This window comes from Chryseobacterium sp. GTID13 (genome assembly GCF_056172655.1).
On record NZ_JAOCMB010000007.1, the window covers coordinates 125,562 to 143,710 of the forward strand.

Genomic DNA, 18,149 nt, shown 5'->3' on the forward strand with positions numbered 1-18,149 from the left:
AGTAACTTCCAACCTCTCTCTTCCTGCTCCCAACCTTTTAATATTAACTTATCATCCCGAACTCAGGTTAATTTACCATTTGAGGCTTTCTTCGTGCTGGGAAATATCAAGTCCTTTATTTTCAGACTCTTCCGAAACCCTGAGGGTAATCATCGCGTTGGTTATTTTATACAAAAGCAGGGAACCGAAAAATGTAAAAACCGATACAAGCACCAAAGCAGCCATATGATGGGCAAAAACCTCAATTCCCCCGTGAAGAAGACTAGCTTTTTCACCATGGGCAAAAACAGCGGTAAGGATCATTCCCATAATGCCTCCTACTCCATGGCACGCAAAAACATCCAGGGTATCATCTATCTTCTTTAAAGCTTTCCAGTTCACCATGATATTGGAAACAATAGCTGTTGCAAATCCTATAAAAAGACTCTCGGGGATCGTTACAAAACCACAGCCGGGAGTAATGGCAACAAGCCCTACAACAGCTCCGATGCAGGCTCCCAAAGCGGAAACACTTCTCCCGTTGATCCTGTCAAAGAATATCCAGGTCATCATGGCAGAGGCAGAGGCAATGGTAGTTGTTCCAAAAGCTGTTGCTGCAGAGGCATTGGCACTTAAGGCAGAACCTGCATTAAAACCGAACCACCCGAACCACAGCATACCGGTTCCAAGAAGAACATAGGGAATATTGGATGGCTCATGATGCGGATTTTTCCTGTTTCCAAGTACTAAAGCACCTGCCAGAGCAGCAAAACCGGCACTCATGTGAACAACCGTTCCGCCTGCAAAATCCTTTACTCCAAAATATTTATTCAGAAGCCCATCGGGATGCCAAACCATATGACAAAGCGGTGTATAAATGAATAAGCTGAAAAGCACCATGAACAGCAAATAAGAAATAAAACGTACCCGCTCGGCAAAAGAACCTGTAATAAGCGCCGGAGTAATAACAGCAAATTTCATCTGAAAAAGGGCAAAAAGGACGAAAGGAATAGTGGAAGCCATCATTTTGTGAGGCAATGCCCCAACATGGCTGAAAAACGGATAACTCAGCGGGTTTCCTACGATTCCGTAGTGTACTCCATTAATGTTAAAGCCTAAAGAATCTCCAAACGACAGGGAAAAGCCAACAACCACCCACAAAATGGAAATAACACCAAGCGCAATAAAGCTTTGAAGCATTGTAGAAATTACATTCTTCTTTCCTACCATTCCTCCGTAAAAGAATGACAGCCCGGGTGTCATCAGCAATACAAGTCCGGCAGCGGCAAGAATCCAGGCCACATCTGCTCCTACGATCCTGTCTTCGCTAAGAAAGTTTCCTGTGTTGGGAAGATCTGCTACAGGACTCCAGAATAATCCTCCGAATGCCACAAGGGTAATGACAGAGAATGACACGATCCATTTTAAACCAATTTTCATATAATTTATATTTAACCCCATCAAAAGTAAATATAAATTTTATAAAAACATATAATTTTAATCAATACCCCTTAAAAAAACATGGTAACATTTTATATACATACTTTAAACAAAGACTTCTTTTAGTATTTTAGATACTTCTTTATATTTTGTCGCAGGAAAAAGATGGGTCCCGCCTTTAATGATATAATCCGGCTTCGAATATTTAATAGGAAAAACAATGTCTTTATCTCCCAATATCTGAATAACCTCCGGTGTTTCTTCAAACTTCCATTCGGAGACCTTTTCTACAGACCATTTCAGATAATAGGGATCCCTGACCTTAAAATATTCGAGAATCTTCGGATTTTTAGGGTCGAACAGTTTTCTGACTACGGAATAGACATTTGTAGCTTTATCATTAAACATCCCTACAGGAAGTATCCTCGGAAGCTTTGTAATCTCGCCGGTCTTTATAAATTTAGATTTTTCCTTATCTGATTTAATGCTTCCCAGAATGACCACCTTTTGCGCAGGCTTCAGCTTGTTGATTTCCTGCACCATAATGCCACCAAATGAGTATCCCAACAGACAGAACGGCTCGGAATCGTCTACTTTTTCCGCCATTCTTGCTACATAGGAATGAAAGGGCTCATTTTTTTCAGGGATAAGCCAGTCTATAAAAACCAATTCACAGTTTTCGGGAAATTCCAGTCTTTCAAGCACTTTAAAATCTGCTCCGAGACCGCTTACTACATAAATTTTCATAGTACTAATTTAAGAAAAACATGGTAAAGAATTTAATATTATCGTATTTCTGAAACATTAAGATTGAAGGTTGGGTCACGTTAAGCTTTGATTTAGATTATCTGTAAATTTATCTTCCCTGCTTTTTTTAAACAAAATTTCTAACGCAAAGTTTTAGTTTGATTCTTTTAAGCAAAGGTTGTCGACTACGTCGCTGATTAAGCTTTGGGGTTAATCTTGGTATTATGCATAAAAAATGGACGATTTATAAAAACCGTCCAATACATTTTCTTTTAGTATTTTTTACTACTTTTTCTTTACAGGAACTCTGTTGTCGTTATCCAGCTTTTCTGTAGAAACTTTGAACTGAATGTCCATTTCGTTCTTGATGAAATAATCTTTCAGTGAAGACTGGTAGAATACTTTGAAATCTCTTCTGTTTAATGAGAATTTCGCAGATTCCATTACTACCGTAAACTGGGTTACATATACGTTTGCCGGGAAAGAAATGGTTTTTCTCACTCCTTTGATGGTAACATCACCGTAAACTGTTGAATTGTACTCACTGTTTGCCAGAGGAATAATTTTAGTCAGATGGAATTTTGCAATCGGGAATTTTTTCACCTCAAAAAAATTGGTGCTTTTCAGCTCATTGGTAAGCTTTATCTGATCTTCCTCTGAAACATCTCCCGCCATCATGCTTCTCATATCTATAATAAACTCTCCGTCTACAAGAACAGTTTTATCAAAATTGAATTTCCCGCTTTTCAGCTTTACCGTCCCTGAATGCGAAGAAGCCTCAGTTTTTACAACTTTATATCCCCACCACCTGATCTCCGATGAAGTCACTTTGGAAACCTTATCAAATTTCTTCTGTGCAGAAACAAATGATATGCTCACACACATCATAGCAAACAATAGTAATCTTTTCATTCTTTTTTATTTACAATTCAACAAAAATAAAAAAAGTGTAGAACTTCTACACTTTTAACAATCTTTTTTGATTAAATTATTTAGCAGTCACCTTTACAAGCATATCGATGTCATCTTTCACAAAAACATCCTGCATGGTAGACTTGTAAGCAATATCAAATTTCTGTCTGTCGAAAGAGAATTTATCAGAAACAAGGCTTACTACTCCTTTGCTGTAAGCAATCTTGGCAGGGAAAGTGATTGTATTCGTTTTTCCTTTTACAGTAAGGTTTCCTGTTACCAGAGAGTTATAGATCTTATCGCTGTTTTTCTTTACGGAAGTAATTTTGAAAGAAGCAGTAGGGAATTTTTCAACTTCAAAGAAGTCACCGGTCTTAAGGTGTCCGTTTAATTTTTGCTGGTATTCTCCGGTAAGGTCAGTTGAAGTGATAGAAGTCATATCTAAAACGAAGTTCCCTCCTACCAGGTTGTTTCCTTTCATGATCATGTCTCCGGATTTTACTTTCACAGTACCGTCGTGAGAGCTTGCCTCAGATTTTGCTACTTTATACCCCCACCAGTGAACATCAGACGCTACAACTTTTTTTGACTGTCCGAATGCAAGGCCTCCGGCTAAAACTGCTAATAAGAATATTTTTTTCATTTGAATAAGTTATTTACTTGTTTAACGGTGCAAATGTAGCCAACTTATCCGATAGATTTCATTGATGTATATCAATAAAGCCAATTATTTCTATGAATAATATCATTCCATAAAAAAACTCCGAAAATTTCGGAGTTTGTATTTTAATTTTGATAATAAGCGGTATACAGTGCAGCGCCTTTTAACGCCGTGTGGTTCTGCTTGATCAGATAGATCGGAGTGTTTTTCAGCAATCCTTCCATTTTATCACTGATCTTGAATTTATCATAGAATTTATCTTTGTCAATATACTCTCTGATCGTTTGCGGAATATCTCCCGAAATCAATAGCCCGCCGGTTGCTTTAAGCTTCAGGACAAGGTTGTTGGCTTCTCTGGCAAGGAATTCAACAAAGGTATCTAAAGCAATTTTACAGATAAGAACATCTTCTTCTACTGCAGCCTTGTAAATTTCTTCCACGAAGTCTCCCTGAGCAAGACGCTCTGCCAGCCATTCCGGCTCCGGGTGTCTTTTTACATCTCTCAGGAACCTGTAAATATTGAAGAGACCTGTTTTAGAAAGTACATTTTCCCAGCTCACAATACCGTAGATATTGTTCAGAAACTGATAAAATTCAACTTCGACATTGGTTCTCGGCGAGAATTCGGAGTGTCCGCCTTCCGTTGCAAAAGGTCTCAGATTTTTCCCGTCAAAGAAATATCCGGCCTCACCCAGTCCGTTTCCGGGAGCCAGGATGGCTACATTTCCTTTTTCAAGATGCCCGCTGGTATAGATCGGGTCCAGATCACTGTCCTCAAGAAGCGCCATTCCGTAGGCCGATGCTTCAAGATCGTTCAGCATATCTCCTTTCTCAAAACCGAAATCTCTGGTATATTCTTCAATATCTAAGTCCCACCCTAATCTTGCAGGGTTACTTTTACCATCAATTACAGGTCCGGGCACAGCCACAGCCAGTCGTTTTACATTGGCCAGCTGATTATCCTGAATGAATTTTCTTAATATATCAGAAAATGAAGTATAATCTTTCGTATTATATTCATTCTGAATTTTTACCTCAAGCCCTCCGTTACCGGAAGCAAAATAGCCCAAGATTGTTATATCTTCACGGAGACTTGCACCAATGATTGTTACATTATCATTATTGGCGTTGTCTACTCCTGGTAAATAAAGCGGAAATTTTGGATTCAAAATCATAACCTCAAATTTTATCAAATATAATAATAGTTTTCGTAAATCCTGCAGGGAAGCAAAAAACCTTTTCATTTTCATAAAAAGGTTTGGTTAATAATTGCTTATATATAAATCTAACTACTTTCCTAATGGAATATTGTACCCGAATCCTACACCGATGTTCCCCACATTGTAGTCCTGTCCGGCCAAATCGCCTTTATCTCCTACAAAAACTTTCTGATACTGTACGAAGAAGTTCCAGTCTCTGTTGTGGTAACCGATTTCCGGCTTGATATAGAAACCTCCGTCCGGTCTGTTTACAGAACTATTGGCAGCCACTTTGTCATCTCCAACAAGGAAACCGTATCCTAAATCCGTTCCAAAATAGAAACCGGTCTGCTTAGGATAAATTCTTATCAAAGCTCCTACAGGGATTACTCCTACATCATTATTATCGTAACCATTGTTGCTTTTTCCAAAATAGTGGGTATATCCTGTTGCGATACCTAAACCAAATCCGGGAGTGATCAAATTCTGGTAAGAAACGTCTACGCCTACAGCTGCAGAAAGATTATCTGCCGGAACTGCCAAACCAGCGTTTGCTCCTACCTTGATCATATTATTCATTTTTGAGCTCTGTGCACTTGCGATACCTGCTGTTAAAATACCAGCCAGTAATATTGCCTGTTTTACCATTTTCATAACTCTAATTTTAAATTTTACTAATGCAATAGGCTGTAAAAATCGTGCCAAGGAAAGGTTTTTCTTTGATTTTAACACTCAATTACCCTGTAAAATAATGAATATCAATATGTTAATTTTTATTAAAAATTAAATGATTGTTTAAGTAAAATCTTAATAAAAACTAATATTACGGATTCTTAACCGTTATCATTTTAACCTTTTTCTTTCTCTATCATCCAAAAATCAAATCTCTCACCATGCCTGATTCATTACTATATAATAAACACCTACTCTGGCGCGCCGGTTTCGGAATTGGAATCAACCAGATTGAGGATCTTAAAGATAAAGATGCAAAACTGCTGGTCAGTGATTTGTTTACACAGGAAAATTTCACAGAAATCGGTTATGAAACCCCTGATGCAGATGCTGCAGACTATACAATGGATAGCAGGACACCGGCTGAAAAGAAAAAAGAGATGCAACAGATGATCAGGCAGCAAAACAACGAGCTGAACCTGAATTTCCTGGAAAGAATGGTGAACGGCAAAGATCAGATGAGGGAAAAGATGGCCTTTTTCTGGCATGGACATTTTGCCACGAGAATCAATAATTCAAAATTTAATAAACAGCTTCTCAATACCATAAGGAAAAATGCACTGGGGAATTTTAAAGACCTTCTTTTTGAGGTGAGCCAATCTCCTGCCATGCTGAATTTCCTCAACAACCAGCAGAACAAAAAAGGCCATCCGAACGAAAATTTTGCCCGCGAGGTAATGGAATTATTTACCATGGGAAGGGGAAATTACACCGAAAAAGATATCAGGGAGGCTGCCAGAGCTTTTACAGGCTGGGGATATGACAAGGAAGGTTATTTCAAAGAAAGAGCAAATCTTCATGATACAGGTTATAAAACATTCCTCGGAAAAACCGGAAATTTCACAGGAAGTGACGTTTTAAACATAATTCTTGAGCAGAAGGCCACAGCAAGGTTTATCACGGCAAAAATATACAGGTTCTTCGTTAATGAAAATGCAGACCACAGTGTTGTGGAGCAATTGAGTGCAAACTTCTACAATTCCGGGTACGATATTAAAAAACTGATGACCGAAATCTTTTCCAGTTCGTGGTTTTATGACAAAAAAATATCGGGAACAGGATAAAATCCCCCATAGAACTGATGGCAGGAATGATGCGGATGCTTCCTATGAACATTCAGAATCCGGAAAACCTGATCGTCTATCAGAAATTGTTGGGACAAATGCTTCTCTATCCGCCCAATGTATCAGGATGGCCAAGCGGCAGATCATGGATAGACAGTTCAACCCTGATGCTTAGACTTCAGATCCCACAGATCTGGTCCGGGCTTCGTCCTTTGGAATACAGCCCCAGACAGGATGATGATATCGACATGGGCATGAAATCCCGTGAAACCGCTTTCAACAAATCGTTTAAGAATCCTAATATCACAATCGACTGGAACAGGCTGGAAAAAGTGTTTGCAGACAAAAAATGTGAAGATTATCTGATCCAGAATACCAAAACCCTTGATATGGACTCTGTGAAGAGTTTTTCTGATAAAAGTGTTAAGATGAATATTATCAATTTGATGTGTACACCGGAATACCAGTTAAGTTAGGGAGTAGATGATAGGTTGCAGGTTGCAGGTAATAACAGTTGCAGTTTAGCCTTACAACCTTTGATATCATTGTTGCAACAGAATATGAATAAATAGATCAATCATAAATAAAATACAGCCCAGTCCTGCAACCTAACATCTGCCACCTGCCACCTTTAAAAACAATATTATGCTAATCAAAAGAAGAGAATTCCTAAAAATAAGTTCATTGGCTACCGCATCGCTCATGATGCCCAATTTCCTGAAAGCAATGACATTGGATGAAGCTCTGGAGCCCAGTCAGAAAATTCTTGTGGTGCTGCAGTTTACAGGTGGAAATGACGGGTTAAATACCATTATTCCGTCAAAAAATGATATTTATTTCAGGGAAAGGAACAGTATAGCGATCAAAGATTCTTTACCGCTGAATGATGAAACAGGAATCAATCCTGCACTTTCCTATTTTAAAGAACTTTTCGACAACGGTGAGCTTTCAGTGATGAATAATGTGGGTTACCCGGATCCTGATAAATCGCATTTCAGAAGTATGGATATCTGGCATTCTGCCAGCCGCAGTGATGAGTTTCTTGAAACCGGATGGCTGGGGCGTTTTCTTGATGAAGAATGCTACCGGTGCGAGCATCCCACACAAGCTCTGGAAGTTGACGATATGCTGAGCCTGGCTCTGAAAGGAGAAAACAATAAGGCTTTTGCTTTCAAAGATCCGAAAAGGCTTTACCAAACATGCCAGGAGAAGTATTTTAAATTTCTTTATGATCATCATCATGACGATGAAACAGTTTCTTATTTATATCAGACTTTAGGCTCTACCATTAACAATGCCGATTATATTTTCGAAAAAAGTAAGTCTAAAAAAACAGAGCAAACTTATCCAAATTCTCAGCTGGGAAAAGATTTTAAAACCGTAGCTTCCCTGATTAAATCTGATATCAATACCCAGGTTTATTATCTTTCCGTAGGAAGTTTTGATACGCATGTGAATCAGAATGACAGACAGAAAAAGCTGTTCACCGACATCAATGAAGCGGTAAAGGCTTTTGTCACCGACCTGAAAAGCAATGGAGTCTTTGAAAATGTGCTGTTAATGACTTTTTCAGAATTTGGAAGACGGGTTGCCCAAAATGCCAGCAACGGAACAGACCACGGAACAGCCAATCAAATGTTTTTTATAAGCGGAGGTCTTAAAAGAGAGGCCTTCTGAATGCACTTCCCGACTTGCAGAAACTGAATGAAGGAGATCTGATCTATACAGAAGATTTCAGAAAAGTTTATGCTACCATTTTGAAAAACTGGCTTAAAGCAGATTCTTCCAAAGTGCTGGGCTGGAAAAATGGAGTGTATGATTTTATTTAACTGCATCTGAAATAAAACTGCCATTCTGATTTTTTATCAAAATGGCAGTATGATTGCTTTTTTAATCCCTCGCAGATTTTGCAGATGTCGCAGATGTTTGCGTTTTAATTGCATTACTTTGTTTTTTACTGCTTGAAGATTTTTATGAAGCTGTCTTTTTCAAGAGTTTCCAGTGAGAAATCGAAATCGGCTTCTGCTTTTTCCGTTGTAATCTCAGCACCAAGCTCTTTTACAAGCTCGTTGAAAGACATGGCTTCATACCATTGCTGATACAATGCACTTGTTGCCATCATGGAAACCTGGTTATTTCCTGAAACATGAGAATGTCCGGCTCCGAAATTCAATAGTACGAAACATTGTTTTTCGTTTTTGGTCACCAGCATTCCCAGGATCGTTTGCTTCTGAACAGAATTACATCTGGCTTCAGCAAAGAGATTGTCAGGGTTCATCATATAGCTGTAGGAAATATTATCTCCTTTTCCGATCACAATTTTATATCCGCAATTCGCATCTCCGCTGAAAACGTTATTCATGACAAGCGTTGGCATACACTGCCCTTTGTTGGCATAAAGATATTCAACGGCACCGTGAGGAGCGGAAGTTATATCCCCGGAATACATCAGTTGGCCGTCACCCTGATTATAAGCGGCATTCCAACCTATTTTTCCGGCGATATTCAGTCCTGAAAGATCGAGATCCCAGGCACCCCATTTATTTTCCCAATAAATACCCACAGCCAGTCTTTCGCCATAAAAACGGGTTCCGGCAGGAATATTTCCAACAAACATCTTTTCGGAAGTTGGTAATGCAAATTCTACATTCTCAGGGAAATAGAATTTCTTTCCGGATAAGTTTTCATATTTCAGTTTCAGATAATCCAGAATAAAATCATAGTTGAACTGATTCACGTAAGTTTCCTTACCTTTTTTCACCCAGGATTTTCCGTTTCTCACTCTGTAAACAAATGTATCCTGGCCATACATTCTTGAATAACATGCTGACAATGCTTTGAATAATGCAAACGGTGTTGCATTTTCCAGCCAATGCCAATCGCTGTTTTCCAGCAATGTATTCGTAGCATCATTCAAAGGGTTTGAAATCAGCGGTTTATGATACACTTTAGAAAGCTTCGATATTTTATTGACTGCTTTCGGAGCTCTGTTTTTATAAGCAAGGAACAACGGCTTGAATCGGTTAAAAATTTCCGCCAGTCTTTCCATTCCGAAGCTTTCAAACAGATAGGTTGGATTGAATTTACTTTGCTTGATTAAATCAATCAGATCATCACTTTTGATCAAAAGCGTCGTATTGGTTGTTTTATAAATAACATAACGGAAAAACTCAACAGGATTTTCAGGGTATACATCGTACAGATCGGCTATTTTTATAACAGCTTCCTTATTTCTGATGTTTTCTTTTCCTGTAAAATCGTATTCCAGCTCCGTATGTAAAATATAAAGCAATTCATCAATAGTTTCTTCTTTTAAAGCAATTCCGGATCTCAAAAGAGACAGGCATTTTTCCTGCATTTCTTCTGCAGTATAGGCTTTGATGACTTTAAAAACCAGCTTGGTATCCGGAACATTCAATATTTCAGAAGGAATATAGATTTCGCTCTGGAAATCGCTTCCATACGTCGAAATATAATGCTGGATCTGCTCAAAAAACAAATCGATTCTGGAAGTATTTTTTATTTTCGCCCAGGATTTATGAAAGGTCTTATTCAAATCATTTCCATTTAATTTTTCTTTTGCATAATAAGAAATGATCTCATTTTTTGCCCATAGAGCATCAGGTTCAATGATAAAACCGTCATTCGAAATAAATGGTTCAGCATTCGATTCTTTAGCTAATACAGCATTGAATAATTTTAGTGTTTTCATTGTTTTTAATTTTAAAAATAAGTGAGGAGTAAATTCATTAAAAGTGAGGGATATAGGAACTCCTTTTACCTATAATTTATAAAAAGCGGGGAGTAATTTACCGAAAATATAGGAACTCCCTTTGCTTTATAATTTGTAAAAAGGCGGAAAGTAATTTTAACCTATAGGAACTTTCTTTGCCTTATTTTTTTTATTTTGAGGAGCAGACAGGACTCGAACCTGTGACACACAATTGGGATTCATAGGAACTTTATTTGCCTGCAGCGAAAAGTAATTTTGTTGCTCTAACCATCTGAGCTACTGCCCCTGCCTTATGAAAAAAGTTTTCATTAACTTTACAGGCTTTACACCTGCAAGGTTTGGTTATTAGTTCTTGTAAACCTTATAGGTTTTGAAAACCTATAAGGTTTGAATATTGTATTAATAATTATACTTTTCTGAATTTCTTCTTTTTCTTCCACGGAGCATTCTTCTGAACGTCTCCGGCCATGATACAACCGTAAGGCATCACCTCATCCAGGACTTCACAAAGTCCGTATTCTTCAATCTGCGCTCTTACGTTCTTAGCACTTTTATAAGCGCTTGGCAGCTCGGAAATATCAATTTCATTGGAGAAGAAACGGATATCTAATCCTGCTGTTTCCTCGTTGAAGATTTCCTCAGTCGTTTTATGAGCTAAAGATCTCTTATGCTGGCTTCTGCTGAAATTTCTTCCGGCTCCATGCGGTGCAAAACCCAAGTTTCTCCCGTTGGTTTTTCCCTGAACGATCAAAACGGGTTCTGACATATTCAGTGGAATCAGTCTTGGTCCGGTGATATCCGGCATAAACTTGTCATCCAGCGGAGTGGCTCCTTTGGCATGGTAGAACAGATCACCATCTTTGAAGACGAAATTATGTTCGTTCCAGTATCTATCCTGCTTTTCTCTTCCCAGCTTATTTAAAACCGCATCATGAATATTGGTATGATTTTCCTTGGTCCATGATCTTATTAACTGTAAAGCTTCCCAATAGGCTTGTCCTTCAGGTGTTTCAAAAGGAATCCAGGCATTTTCTTTCAATGTTTCAGGGAAATCTCCTGTCTGAAACGGTTGGCCACCTTCATTCCTTTATCGTAAAGGGCGGCACCCGGTGCTCTTGAACCGTGATGGGTCACCAGCATCGTATTTCCTGTATTTTTAGACTTTCCTACGAACAGAAAATGATTTCCGTCTCCCTGGGTTCCCATATGAGAACGGGCAATGCTAATCAGCTTTTCATCATTTAAAAATTCATTTTCTCTGAATGCATCCATCAGTTCCTGAGACATCGGCATCTGCTCTCCTCTCGGTCTTCCTCCATATCCGAAATGCGTTACTGAATGGGCAGCATCCAATACTTCTTTAGGATTAGCATCACCAAAATCTGTCAGCATTACAGAACAGCAGATATCTGCACTATGAAATCCTGGATGAATGGCATTTTTGGCAACCACCACTCCACCTACCGGGATCAGTCCTTCAGGTCCTGTAGGACAGGCATCCGGCATCAGGGCTCCCGCAGTCAGTGTAGGGGTTTTCATCAGAACTTTCATTGTGTTGATCACTTTCTCTACATTATCATCTTCACTTTCATGTTCAGCTCTAATATTGATGACAAAATCTTTGGCTGTTTCATGAAGGGGAATAATATCAGGCTGTCTGAACTGTTCAAGATATTCCCTGATCTGAGTTTCATCCAGATTATTTTCATTAATATGTGTAATAGCATCTTTAAACCATTTACCTGGTCTGTATCCTAATTCAATTAAATTATTTCCGTTAAATTCCATTAGTCTTTCATTTTGATAGTGCAAAGTAAAAACACAAGTACGCAATAATTTTGCGCAGATAAAATTATTTTAATTATTTTTGTAAAAAAGTGAAAAGCGAAGAAAATCTGAGAAAACAAAAGTCAAAATACAAAGGTTAAAACCTGTATAATTATTTGATTTTCAACACAATTCTCTATTCATTTTCATAATCAATTATTTAAACTAAAAAAGTATGCTATTAGAACAATTAAAAATCAATCCTGAAACGATTCAATTCAAAGAGGTTATCAACTATATTGATGAACATTATGATTTTACTCCAACCTCATTTAAAAATGGAGATACAGTGAATGAAGCCGGCCAGAATAATGGTTCATGTAAAGTTTTCAGTTTTGCCAGACTTCAGGGGCTGCCAAAAGATCAGACACTTCCTCTTTTTGGAGAGTTTTACAGGGAAGATGTATTAAAAAATCCGGAAGGTACGGATCACCAGAACATCAGGAACTTTATGGAATACGGATGGGAAGGGATTTCCTTTGAAGGAGAAGCATTGAAGCAGAAGTAATTATATAGGTCAATGGTGAATTTTGCTTCGCAAATGAATTGTTAATTTTGAGAAAAACTATTGATACATCATAAAAATTGACTTGCAAAGCAAAATTCACCTATCACTTTTCACTATCACTATTAAAACAAAGATCCATGTCGTCCAATAAAAATGCCCTCATCCGTTACAAAACATTAGACAAATGTCTTAAGAACAAATACCGTAAGTATACATTGGAAGATCTTATTGATGCCTGTTCTGATGCCCTTTTTGAATTTGAAGGAAAGGAATCTTATGTCAGCAGACGGACCGTGCAGCTCGATCTGCAGAATATGCGTAGTGAAAAATTCGGATATGAAGCCCCTATTGAAGTTTACAACAGGAAATACTACCGCTACAGCGATCCCGAATACAGCATCCATAACATTTCTGTGAACGAAAGCGACCTGAAAGCGATGAATAATGCGGTTCAGATCCTGAAGCAGTTTAAAGATTTCTCTATGTTTAAAGAAATGAACGGGGTTATTCAGAAGCTTGAAGACTCTATTCATTCTACAGGGCAGAAATCCATTATTCACCTGGATAAAAACGAACAGCTAAAAGGGCTTGAACATATTGATATCCTTTATGACAGCATTTCCAACAAAAAAGTCCTGAATATTCTGTACCGCAGTTTTACGGCCAGAGAATCCAGCAGCTATACCGTTCATCCGCAGCTTTTGAAGGAATTTAATAACAGATGGTTCCTGATCTGCCTGCATAAAGGAAAAATGTATAATCTGGCCTTGGACAGAATGGAAAAAATCGATTTGAAAGAAAATATTGACTATATCGATAAAGACCTGGATGGAGATGAATACTTTAAAGATATTGTGGGCGTTACCGTTTCCGAAACTCTGGCTCCAAGGAATGTTATTTTCTTTGTAGATTCATCCAATGCTCCTTATGTAAAAACCAAACCGCTCCATAAAAGCCAGGAAATCGTAAGCGAAAATGAAGAAGGGACAATATTTAAGATCCGTGTACAAATTAATTTTGAGCTTGAAAGACTTCTGCTTGGTTTTGGAGAATGCTTGATTGTTCACCAACCCCAAAAACTAAGACTGAAGCTGCAGGATAAATTTAAAGCCGGATATAAAAATTATGAGAATTTAATCGTTCCGGGTGAAAAGTGATCCGTTTAAACTTAATTTTCAGTAGAAAATTGGTAAAAACCCATTCAGATCTTTCAACATCTAAACTTTAATTATGACTGAAATTCGTCGGATCAAAATTCCCCTCCCGTGGAGGGGTGGCGAAAATTCGTAGAATTTTTGACGGGTGGTTCAAAATCCGACGAAACGGTTAAAAAAAAACAAAAACTTTCCTCTTCCCAAACACCTTCCAGCAGAGAGATTTTCAAAATGGCTTGGAAATTGTAGTAATCTGTTTATTAAAAAATCATACTATGAAATCAAGAATATTTAAAGCATTGATTGCCATTATAGCACCTATTGCGATAGAATACATCGTAAAAAAGATATCTGAGAAATTAGATAAGAAAGAAGAAGATAAGGGAAAAGAACCAAAGCAGATTACTGCTTAAAAAGTAGAAGTAGTTAGAATTTAATTTTATTGAAAAGAGGCTGTCATTTATTGTACAGCCTCTTTTTAGTGTTCTGCTCTTTACAGAAAGCATTCTTTATGTACATTTAATACTCTTACAACCATCCGTTAAGAATACTAAGATTATTTTTTCTTTGAAGCTTTGGCTATCGGATTGTAATCCAAACAGATTCTTATCCAGTATTCGAAATCATCCTTTTTTTGAAAACCTGCGGGTTCTACATAGCAGTAGCCTTTAAGTTGCTTTCCCTTCATTATCATAGGAAGAAAACCGTTTTTTCCGAAACTTCCTCTTCAAGATCAGGATGATAGCGGCACATCAGGTTGTCATGGCTCACATTAATACACATTTTGCCATTCACCAAAAAAGATAATCCGCTGAACATTTTCTTTTCACTGACCTCAATTCCGGGCTCTTTAGAAAGCCTTTCCCGGATTCTGTCTGCAAGATTTGTACTGTAAGCCATAAAATAATTTTAGAATTAAATTTAGCAAAAAACACCTTAACAAGGCTTATTTTCATTGTTAATAAACTTATTCAAATTAATGAAAATAAAATTTTATTTAAAATAATTATTGTTTTACGATAATTAATTATACATTTGCAATAGTTAAATAATTATTGCCATGAACCAGACTAAAATTATTTCGAAGATACTGTACTACATCTGCTCCGTAGTTTCGGCGGGCTATTTTATCATCACCATCTATTCGGTGTTCTGCCTGGCGACGGGTTTTGCAGTAACCCCTTATGGCGATGGCAAGTATCTTCATATCAATTTTCCCTTTACAGAAAAACCGTTTATGAATATTGATGACAATTATGCCTATATCATTTTCTCTTTTTTTGCGGTTTTACTTGCTTACGGGATATTTTTCTGGGTTTCAGCCTTGGTTTTCAGGGTATTCTTTCAGGAGAAATTGTTTACGGCGGGCAATATACGCCTGCTCACGATATTTTACAGATATAATATTTTCATTCCGCTACCATTGGTAATTATTACCAGTTTTTTTGTGGAAGTGGAAAGTGTTGTCTGGGGATTGGTTTTTATCCATTTCATGTTGGGAATTTTCTGTCTGTTTCTTGCAAATATCTTTAAGCAAGGACTACATTTGCAAAACGAACAAGATCTATTTATATAAAATGCCAATTATAGTCAACTTAGATGTCATGCTGGCCAAACGAAAAATGCAGAGTAAAGAATTGGCAGAAAAACTGGGAATTACTCCCGTTAACCTTTCCATTCTTAAAACCGGCAAGGCAAAAGGTGTCCGTTTTGATACCCTGGAAGCCATCTGCAAAATTCTGGAATGCCAGCCTGGTGATATTCTTGAGTACCGGGAATAGAGCTTCGGTTTCGGGATACGGGTTTCGGGTTTAAAGTTTCAAGTTCTTAATTACGAGGTTTAGAATAACAGGATTCAATCGTAAATCTTAAATAATATCTCAATCTTAATCTTAATTAAAAATCTTGATTCTTGGTTCTTGATTCTTGACTCTTGATTCTTGACTCTCTCTCCGACAACTTCCCTCCTCCATCTTCCTTCTTCCTTTTTAGCGACCCTCTACAGGTCTGCTCTACCCTTCTATTATCCAAACCTTATCATTATGAATACCTTAACCATCAACCATCTCAGCCTTATTTACAAAAACGGGTATCAGGCAGTTAAAGACCTGTCACTTGAGATATCAAACGGAATGTTCGGGCTGCTCGGGCCCAATGGCGCCGGAAAATCATCTTTGATGAAAACCATTGTAGGATTACAGAAACCTACCTCCGGAAATATTATTTTCAACGGGACGGATGTTTTAAAAGATCCTGATCATATCAAGCGAAATCTGGGTTTTCTTCCGCAGGATTTTGGGGTTTATCCAAAGGTTTCAGCGTATGACCTGCTGGAACATATTGCCGTACTAAAAGGGATCACAAACCGTACAGAATGTAAAAAACAGATCCTGAACCTGCTAGAAAAAGTTAACCTTTCAGAATTCAGGAAGAAGGAAGTCCATGCTTTTTCCGGAGGCATGAAACAGCGTTTCGGAGTAGCCCAGGCTCTGTTGGGAAATCCGAAGATTATTATCGTGGATGAACCTACCGCCGGTCTGGATCCTGAGGAACGCAACCGTTTCAATGCTTTGTTGAACGAAATCAGCCAGGATGTTATTGTAATTCTTTCCACCCATTTGGTGGAGGATGTCAGAAATCTCTGCTCGGAAATGGCTGTCATGAACAAAGGCCGGATCCTCCGGCAGGGAAAACCGGGAGTATTGATTTCGGAACTGGAAAACAGGATCTGGTCGAAACCCATCAGCAAAGATGAGCTTGAAAACTACGATTCCAGCCATGAGATCATCAGCAGGCAGCTGATTGAAAGAGAGCTTCACATTACCGTATTTTCAGAAGCGAAACCTGAAGATTTCGAACCCGTAAATCCACTGCTGGAACACGTCTATTTCCATACTCTTACCCAAAAACCTTAACTATGAATGCCCTACTTTTATTTGAAGCCGGACGCATTTCCAAGCACTGGCCAGCCTATCTTATAGCCCTGATCCTAGTAAGTATAGGTATATTCTGCGGTAATCAATTCAACCTTACCGTTGGAGACGGGATTTATCTGAATTCGCCCTATACCATCGGTTTCATGACAGGAATGCTCAGCTTATCCATCCTGTTTATTGCTGTAATTTATGCTGTTCAATTTCTTTTTAAGGATTCTGATTCAAAATTTGACCTTTTATTATTCTCATTTCCTTTTTCCGGATGGACTTATCTGAGTGGAAAGTTCCTTGTCTATTTTCTGCAGACTTTCTTTAGCTTTTCCTTTTTAATGACAGGCTTTCTCATAGGCCAGGTTCTGCGGACCGGAAGTGAAATGCAGCATCATTTTAATATTGGATATTATCTTTATCCTATGTTGATTTTCGGGTGTATCAACTGTTTTTTTGTATGCAGCTTTCTGTTTTTTGTTTCATTGACCACTAAGAAAAAACTGCTGGTTGTTGTAGGCGGATTGCTTTTATATGTACTGTATATGATTGTTTTGGTCTTCTCCAATTCTCCGTTTATGGCAGGAAGCTTACCCCAGTCGATAGAAACACAGCAGATTTCGTCTGTTTTGGATCCTTTCGGCCTGTCACCTTATTTCTTTGAAGCAGGAACATTTTCTGTTCAACAAAAAAATATTTTAATTGTGCCTCTTTCGGGATATTTATTGCTTAACAGAGTAATTTACCTGAGTATTTCTGCTGTATTCCTTCTACTTACCGACCGTTTATTTTCCTTCTCGGATCATTCAAAACAAAAAGTAAAGAAAACATTGCAGCAACCCGAAATCACAACTAAGGCAACGTTTTCTTATGGTGTAGCGCCAACAGATTTTGGCTGGAAAAATACATTCAGATCCATGCTGTCCTTCGCAAAGGTTGATCTGCTTTATCTTTTCAGAGGAATCCTCATTCCTGCAGTTTCCATACTTCTGCTTTTCTTCATCGGGATGGAAATGTACGCTGAGATTGAAAAAGGTATCCGTCTTCCACAGAAGTATGCCGGATCAGGTCTTATGGCAGCAACCATTTCAGAAAATTTCCCCTTGTTCGGTTTTCTACTTGCCGCTTATTTTATTAATGATTTATATTGGAGAAGTCATTCATCAGGCTTTTCGCAAATCGAAAACACGACTTTTTTTCGGAAAGCAAGCTCACAGGTCATTTCATTGCCATCAGCATTCTCCTTTTTTTCTTTACCGGAATTTTAAT

At 38.1% G+C, this 18,149-nt stretch carries 21 protein-coding genes and 1 tRNA gene; 11 read left to right on the forward strand and 11 right to left on the reverse strand.

Features of this window, described 5'->3' with window-relative positions:
• Positions 1–72: 72 nt before the first annotated feature.
• The 6 genes from N4G44_RS19660 to N4G44_RS19685 form a co-directional block, all read right to left on the reverse strand.
• Positions 73–1,419: an ammonium transporter gene (locus N4G44_RS19660; RefSeq protein WP_474929234.1), complete on the reverse strand. Its 1,347-nt coding sequence runs from the start codon at positions 1,417–1,419 to the stop codon at positions 73–75.
• A 105-nt stretch (positions 1,420–1,524) separates the two neighbouring features.
• Positions 1,525–2,166 carry an alpha/beta hydrolase gene (locus N4G44_RS19665; RefSeq protein WP_474929237.1) on the reverse strand — a complete coding sequence of 214 codons (642 nt, stop codon included), beginning with the start codon at positions 2,164–2,166 and terminating at the stop codon, positions 1,525–1,527.
• 285 nt (positions 2,167–2,451) lie between these two features.
• A complete protein-coding gene (locus N4G44_RS19670) occupies positions 2,452–3,078 on the reverse strand; it encodes a YceI family protein (protein WP_474929238.1) in 627 nt (208 codons plus the stop codon).
• 76 nt (positions 3,079–3,154) lie between these two features.
• Positions 3,155–3,721 (reverse strand): YceI family protein, encoded by a 567-nt coding sequence (locus N4G44_RS19675; RefSeq protein WP_474929240.1) that lies wholly within the window; start codon positions 3,719–3,721, stop codon positions 3,155–3,157.
• Between the two features lie 143 nt (positions 3,722–3,864).
• The gene (locus N4G44_RS19680; RefSeq protein ID WP_474929243.1) at positions 3,865–4,914 is read right to left on the reverse strand and encodes a glucokinase; all 1,050 of its coding nucleotides are present in this window, start codon (positions 4,912–4,914) and stop codon (positions 3,865–3,867) included.
• 114 nt (positions 4,915–5,028) lie between these two features.
• On the reverse strand, positions 5,029–5,592 hold the full coding sequence (locus N4G44_RS19685; RefSeq protein ID WP_040995748.1) for a membrane protein: 564 nt from the start codon (positions 5,590–5,592) through the stop codon (positions 5,029–5,031).
• A gap of 239 nt (positions 5,593–5,831) precedes the next feature.
• On the opposite strand from N4G44_RS19685, the gene N4G44_RS19690 reads away from it, so the two are divergent.
• The 4 genes from N4G44_RS19690 (at position 5,832) to N4G44_RS19705 (ending at position 8,563) form a co-directional block, all read left to right on the forward strand.
• Positions 5,832–6,734 (forward strand): DUF1800 domain-containing protein, encoded by a 903-nt coding sequence (locus N4G44_RS19690; protein WP_474929245.1) that lies wholly within the window; start codon positions 5,832–5,834, stop codon positions 6,732–6,734.
• 17 nt (positions 6,735–6,751) lie between these two features.
• Positions 6,752–7,210: a DUF1800 family protein gene (locus N4G44_RS19695; protein ID WP_474929247.1), complete on the forward strand. Its 459-nt coding sequence runs from the start codon at positions 6,752–6,754 to the stop codon at positions 7,208–7,210.
• A 169-nt stretch (positions 7,211–7,379) separates the two neighbouring features.
• Positions 7,380–8,411 (forward strand): DUF1501 domain-containing protein, encoded by a 1,032-nt coding sequence (locus N4G44_RS19700; RefSeq protein ID WP_474929248.1) that lies wholly within the window; start codon positions 7,380–7,382, stop codon positions 8,409–8,411.
• Positions 8,412–8,425: 14 nt separating this feature from the next.
• The gene (locus tag N4G44_RS19705) at positions 8,426–8,563 is read left to right on the forward strand and encodes a hypothetical protein (RefSeq protein ID WP_474929252.1); all 138 of its coding nucleotides are present in this window, start codon (positions 8,426–8,428) and stop codon (positions 8,561–8,563) included.
• Positions 8,564–8,688: 125 nt separating this feature from the next.
• On the opposite strand, the gene N4G44_RS19710 is transcribed toward N4G44_RS19705, so the two are convergent.
• The 4 genes from N4G44_RS19710 to N4G44_RS19725 form a co-directional block, all read right to left on the reverse strand.
• Positions 8,689–10,446 carry a hypothetical protein gene (locus tag N4G44_RS19710; protein ID WP_474929256.1) on the reverse strand — a complete coding sequence of 586 codons (1,758 nt, stop codon included), beginning with the start codon at positions 10,444–10,446 and terminating at the stop codon, positions 8,689–8,691.
• 198 nt (positions 10,447–10,644) lie between these two features.
• Positions 10,645–10,753 (reverse strand) — tRNA-OTHER (locus N4G44_RS19715).
• A gap of 120 nt (positions 10,754–10,873) precedes the next feature.
• Positions 10,874–11,506, reverse strand: a complete 633-nt coding sequence (locus tag N4G44_RS19720; protein WP_474929261.1) for an RtcB family protein — start codon at positions 11,504–11,506, stop codon at positions 10,874–10,876.
• Entirely contained in the window at positions 11,503–12,255 is a 753-nt protein-coding gene (locus tag N4G44_RS19725) for a hypothetical protein (RefSeq protein WP_474929264.1), read from the reverse strand. The genes N4G44_RS19720 and N4G44_RS19725 overlap by 4 nt, the downstream gene beginning before the upstream one ends.
• Before the next feature lie 214 nt (positions 12,256–12,469).
• Here N4G44_RS19725 and N4G44_RS19730 point away from each other — a divergent pair, with 214 nt between their 5' ends.
• From N4G44_RS19730 to N4G44_RS19740, 3 genes are all read left to right on the forward strand, one after another.
• Positions 12,470–12,802, forward strand: coding sequence for a HopJ type III effector protein (locus N4G44_RS19730; RefSeq protein WP_474929266.1), 333 nt, complete (start codon positions 12,470–12,472; stop codon positions 12,800–12,802).
• Positions 12,803–12,939: 137 nt separating this feature from the next.
• Complete coding sequence (locus N4G44_RS19735) at positions 12,940–13,959, forward strand: helix-turn-helix transcriptional regulator (protein ID WP_474929270.1); 1,020 nt, start codon at positions 12,940–12,942, stop codon at positions 13,957–13,959.
• A 272-nt stretch (positions 13,960–14,231) separates the two neighbouring features.
• Positions 14,232–14,369 (forward strand): hypothetical protein, encoded by a 138-nt coding sequence (locus N4G44_RS19740; RefSeq protein WP_184161286.1) that lies wholly within the window; start codon positions 14,232–14,234, stop codon positions 14,367–14,369.
• Between the two features lie 277 nt (positions 14,370–14,646).
• Here N4G44_RS19740 and N4G44_RS19745 read toward each other — a convergent pair whose 3' ends face one another.
• Positions 14,647–14,856: a TfoX/Sxy family protein gene (locus N4G44_RS19745; RefSeq protein WP_474929274.1), complete on the reverse strand. Its 210-nt coding sequence runs from the start codon at positions 14,854–14,856 to the stop codon at positions 14,647–14,649.
• A 160-nt stretch (positions 14,857–15,016) separates the two neighbouring features.
• Between N4G44_RS19745 and N4G44_RS19750 the strand changes: the two genes are divergently transcribed.
• The 4 genes from N4G44_RS19750 to N4G44_RS19765 all read left to right on the forward strand — a co-directional run bounded on the left by N4G44_RS19750 (position 15,017) and on the right by N4G44_RS19765 (position 18,148).
• The gene (locus tag N4G44_RS19750; RefSeq protein ID WP_474929277.1) at positions 15,017–15,532 is read left to right on the forward strand and encodes a DUF2975 domain-containing protein; all 516 of its coding nucleotides are present in this window, start codon (positions 15,017–15,019) and stop codon (positions 15,530–15,532) included.
• Position 15,533: 1 nt separating this feature from the next.
• On the forward strand, positions 15,534–15,737 hold the full coding sequence (locus N4G44_RS19755; RefSeq protein ID WP_040995723.1) for a helix-turn-helix domain-containing protein: 204 nt from the start codon (positions 15,534–15,536) through the stop codon (positions 15,735–15,737).
• 261 nt (positions 15,738–15,998) lie between these two features.
• A complete protein-coding gene (locus N4G44_RS19760; protein ID WP_474929282.1) occupies positions 15,999–16,871 on the forward strand; it encodes an ABC transporter ATP-binding protein in 873 nt (290 codons plus the stop codon).
• Between the two features lie 2 nt (positions 16,872–16,873).
• Complete coding sequence (locus tag N4G44_RS19765; protein ID WP_474929285.1) at positions 16,874–18,148, forward strand: hypothetical protein; 1,275 nt, start codon at positions 16,874–16,876, stop codon at positions 18,146–18,148.
• Position 18,149 lies beyond the last annotated feature (1 nt).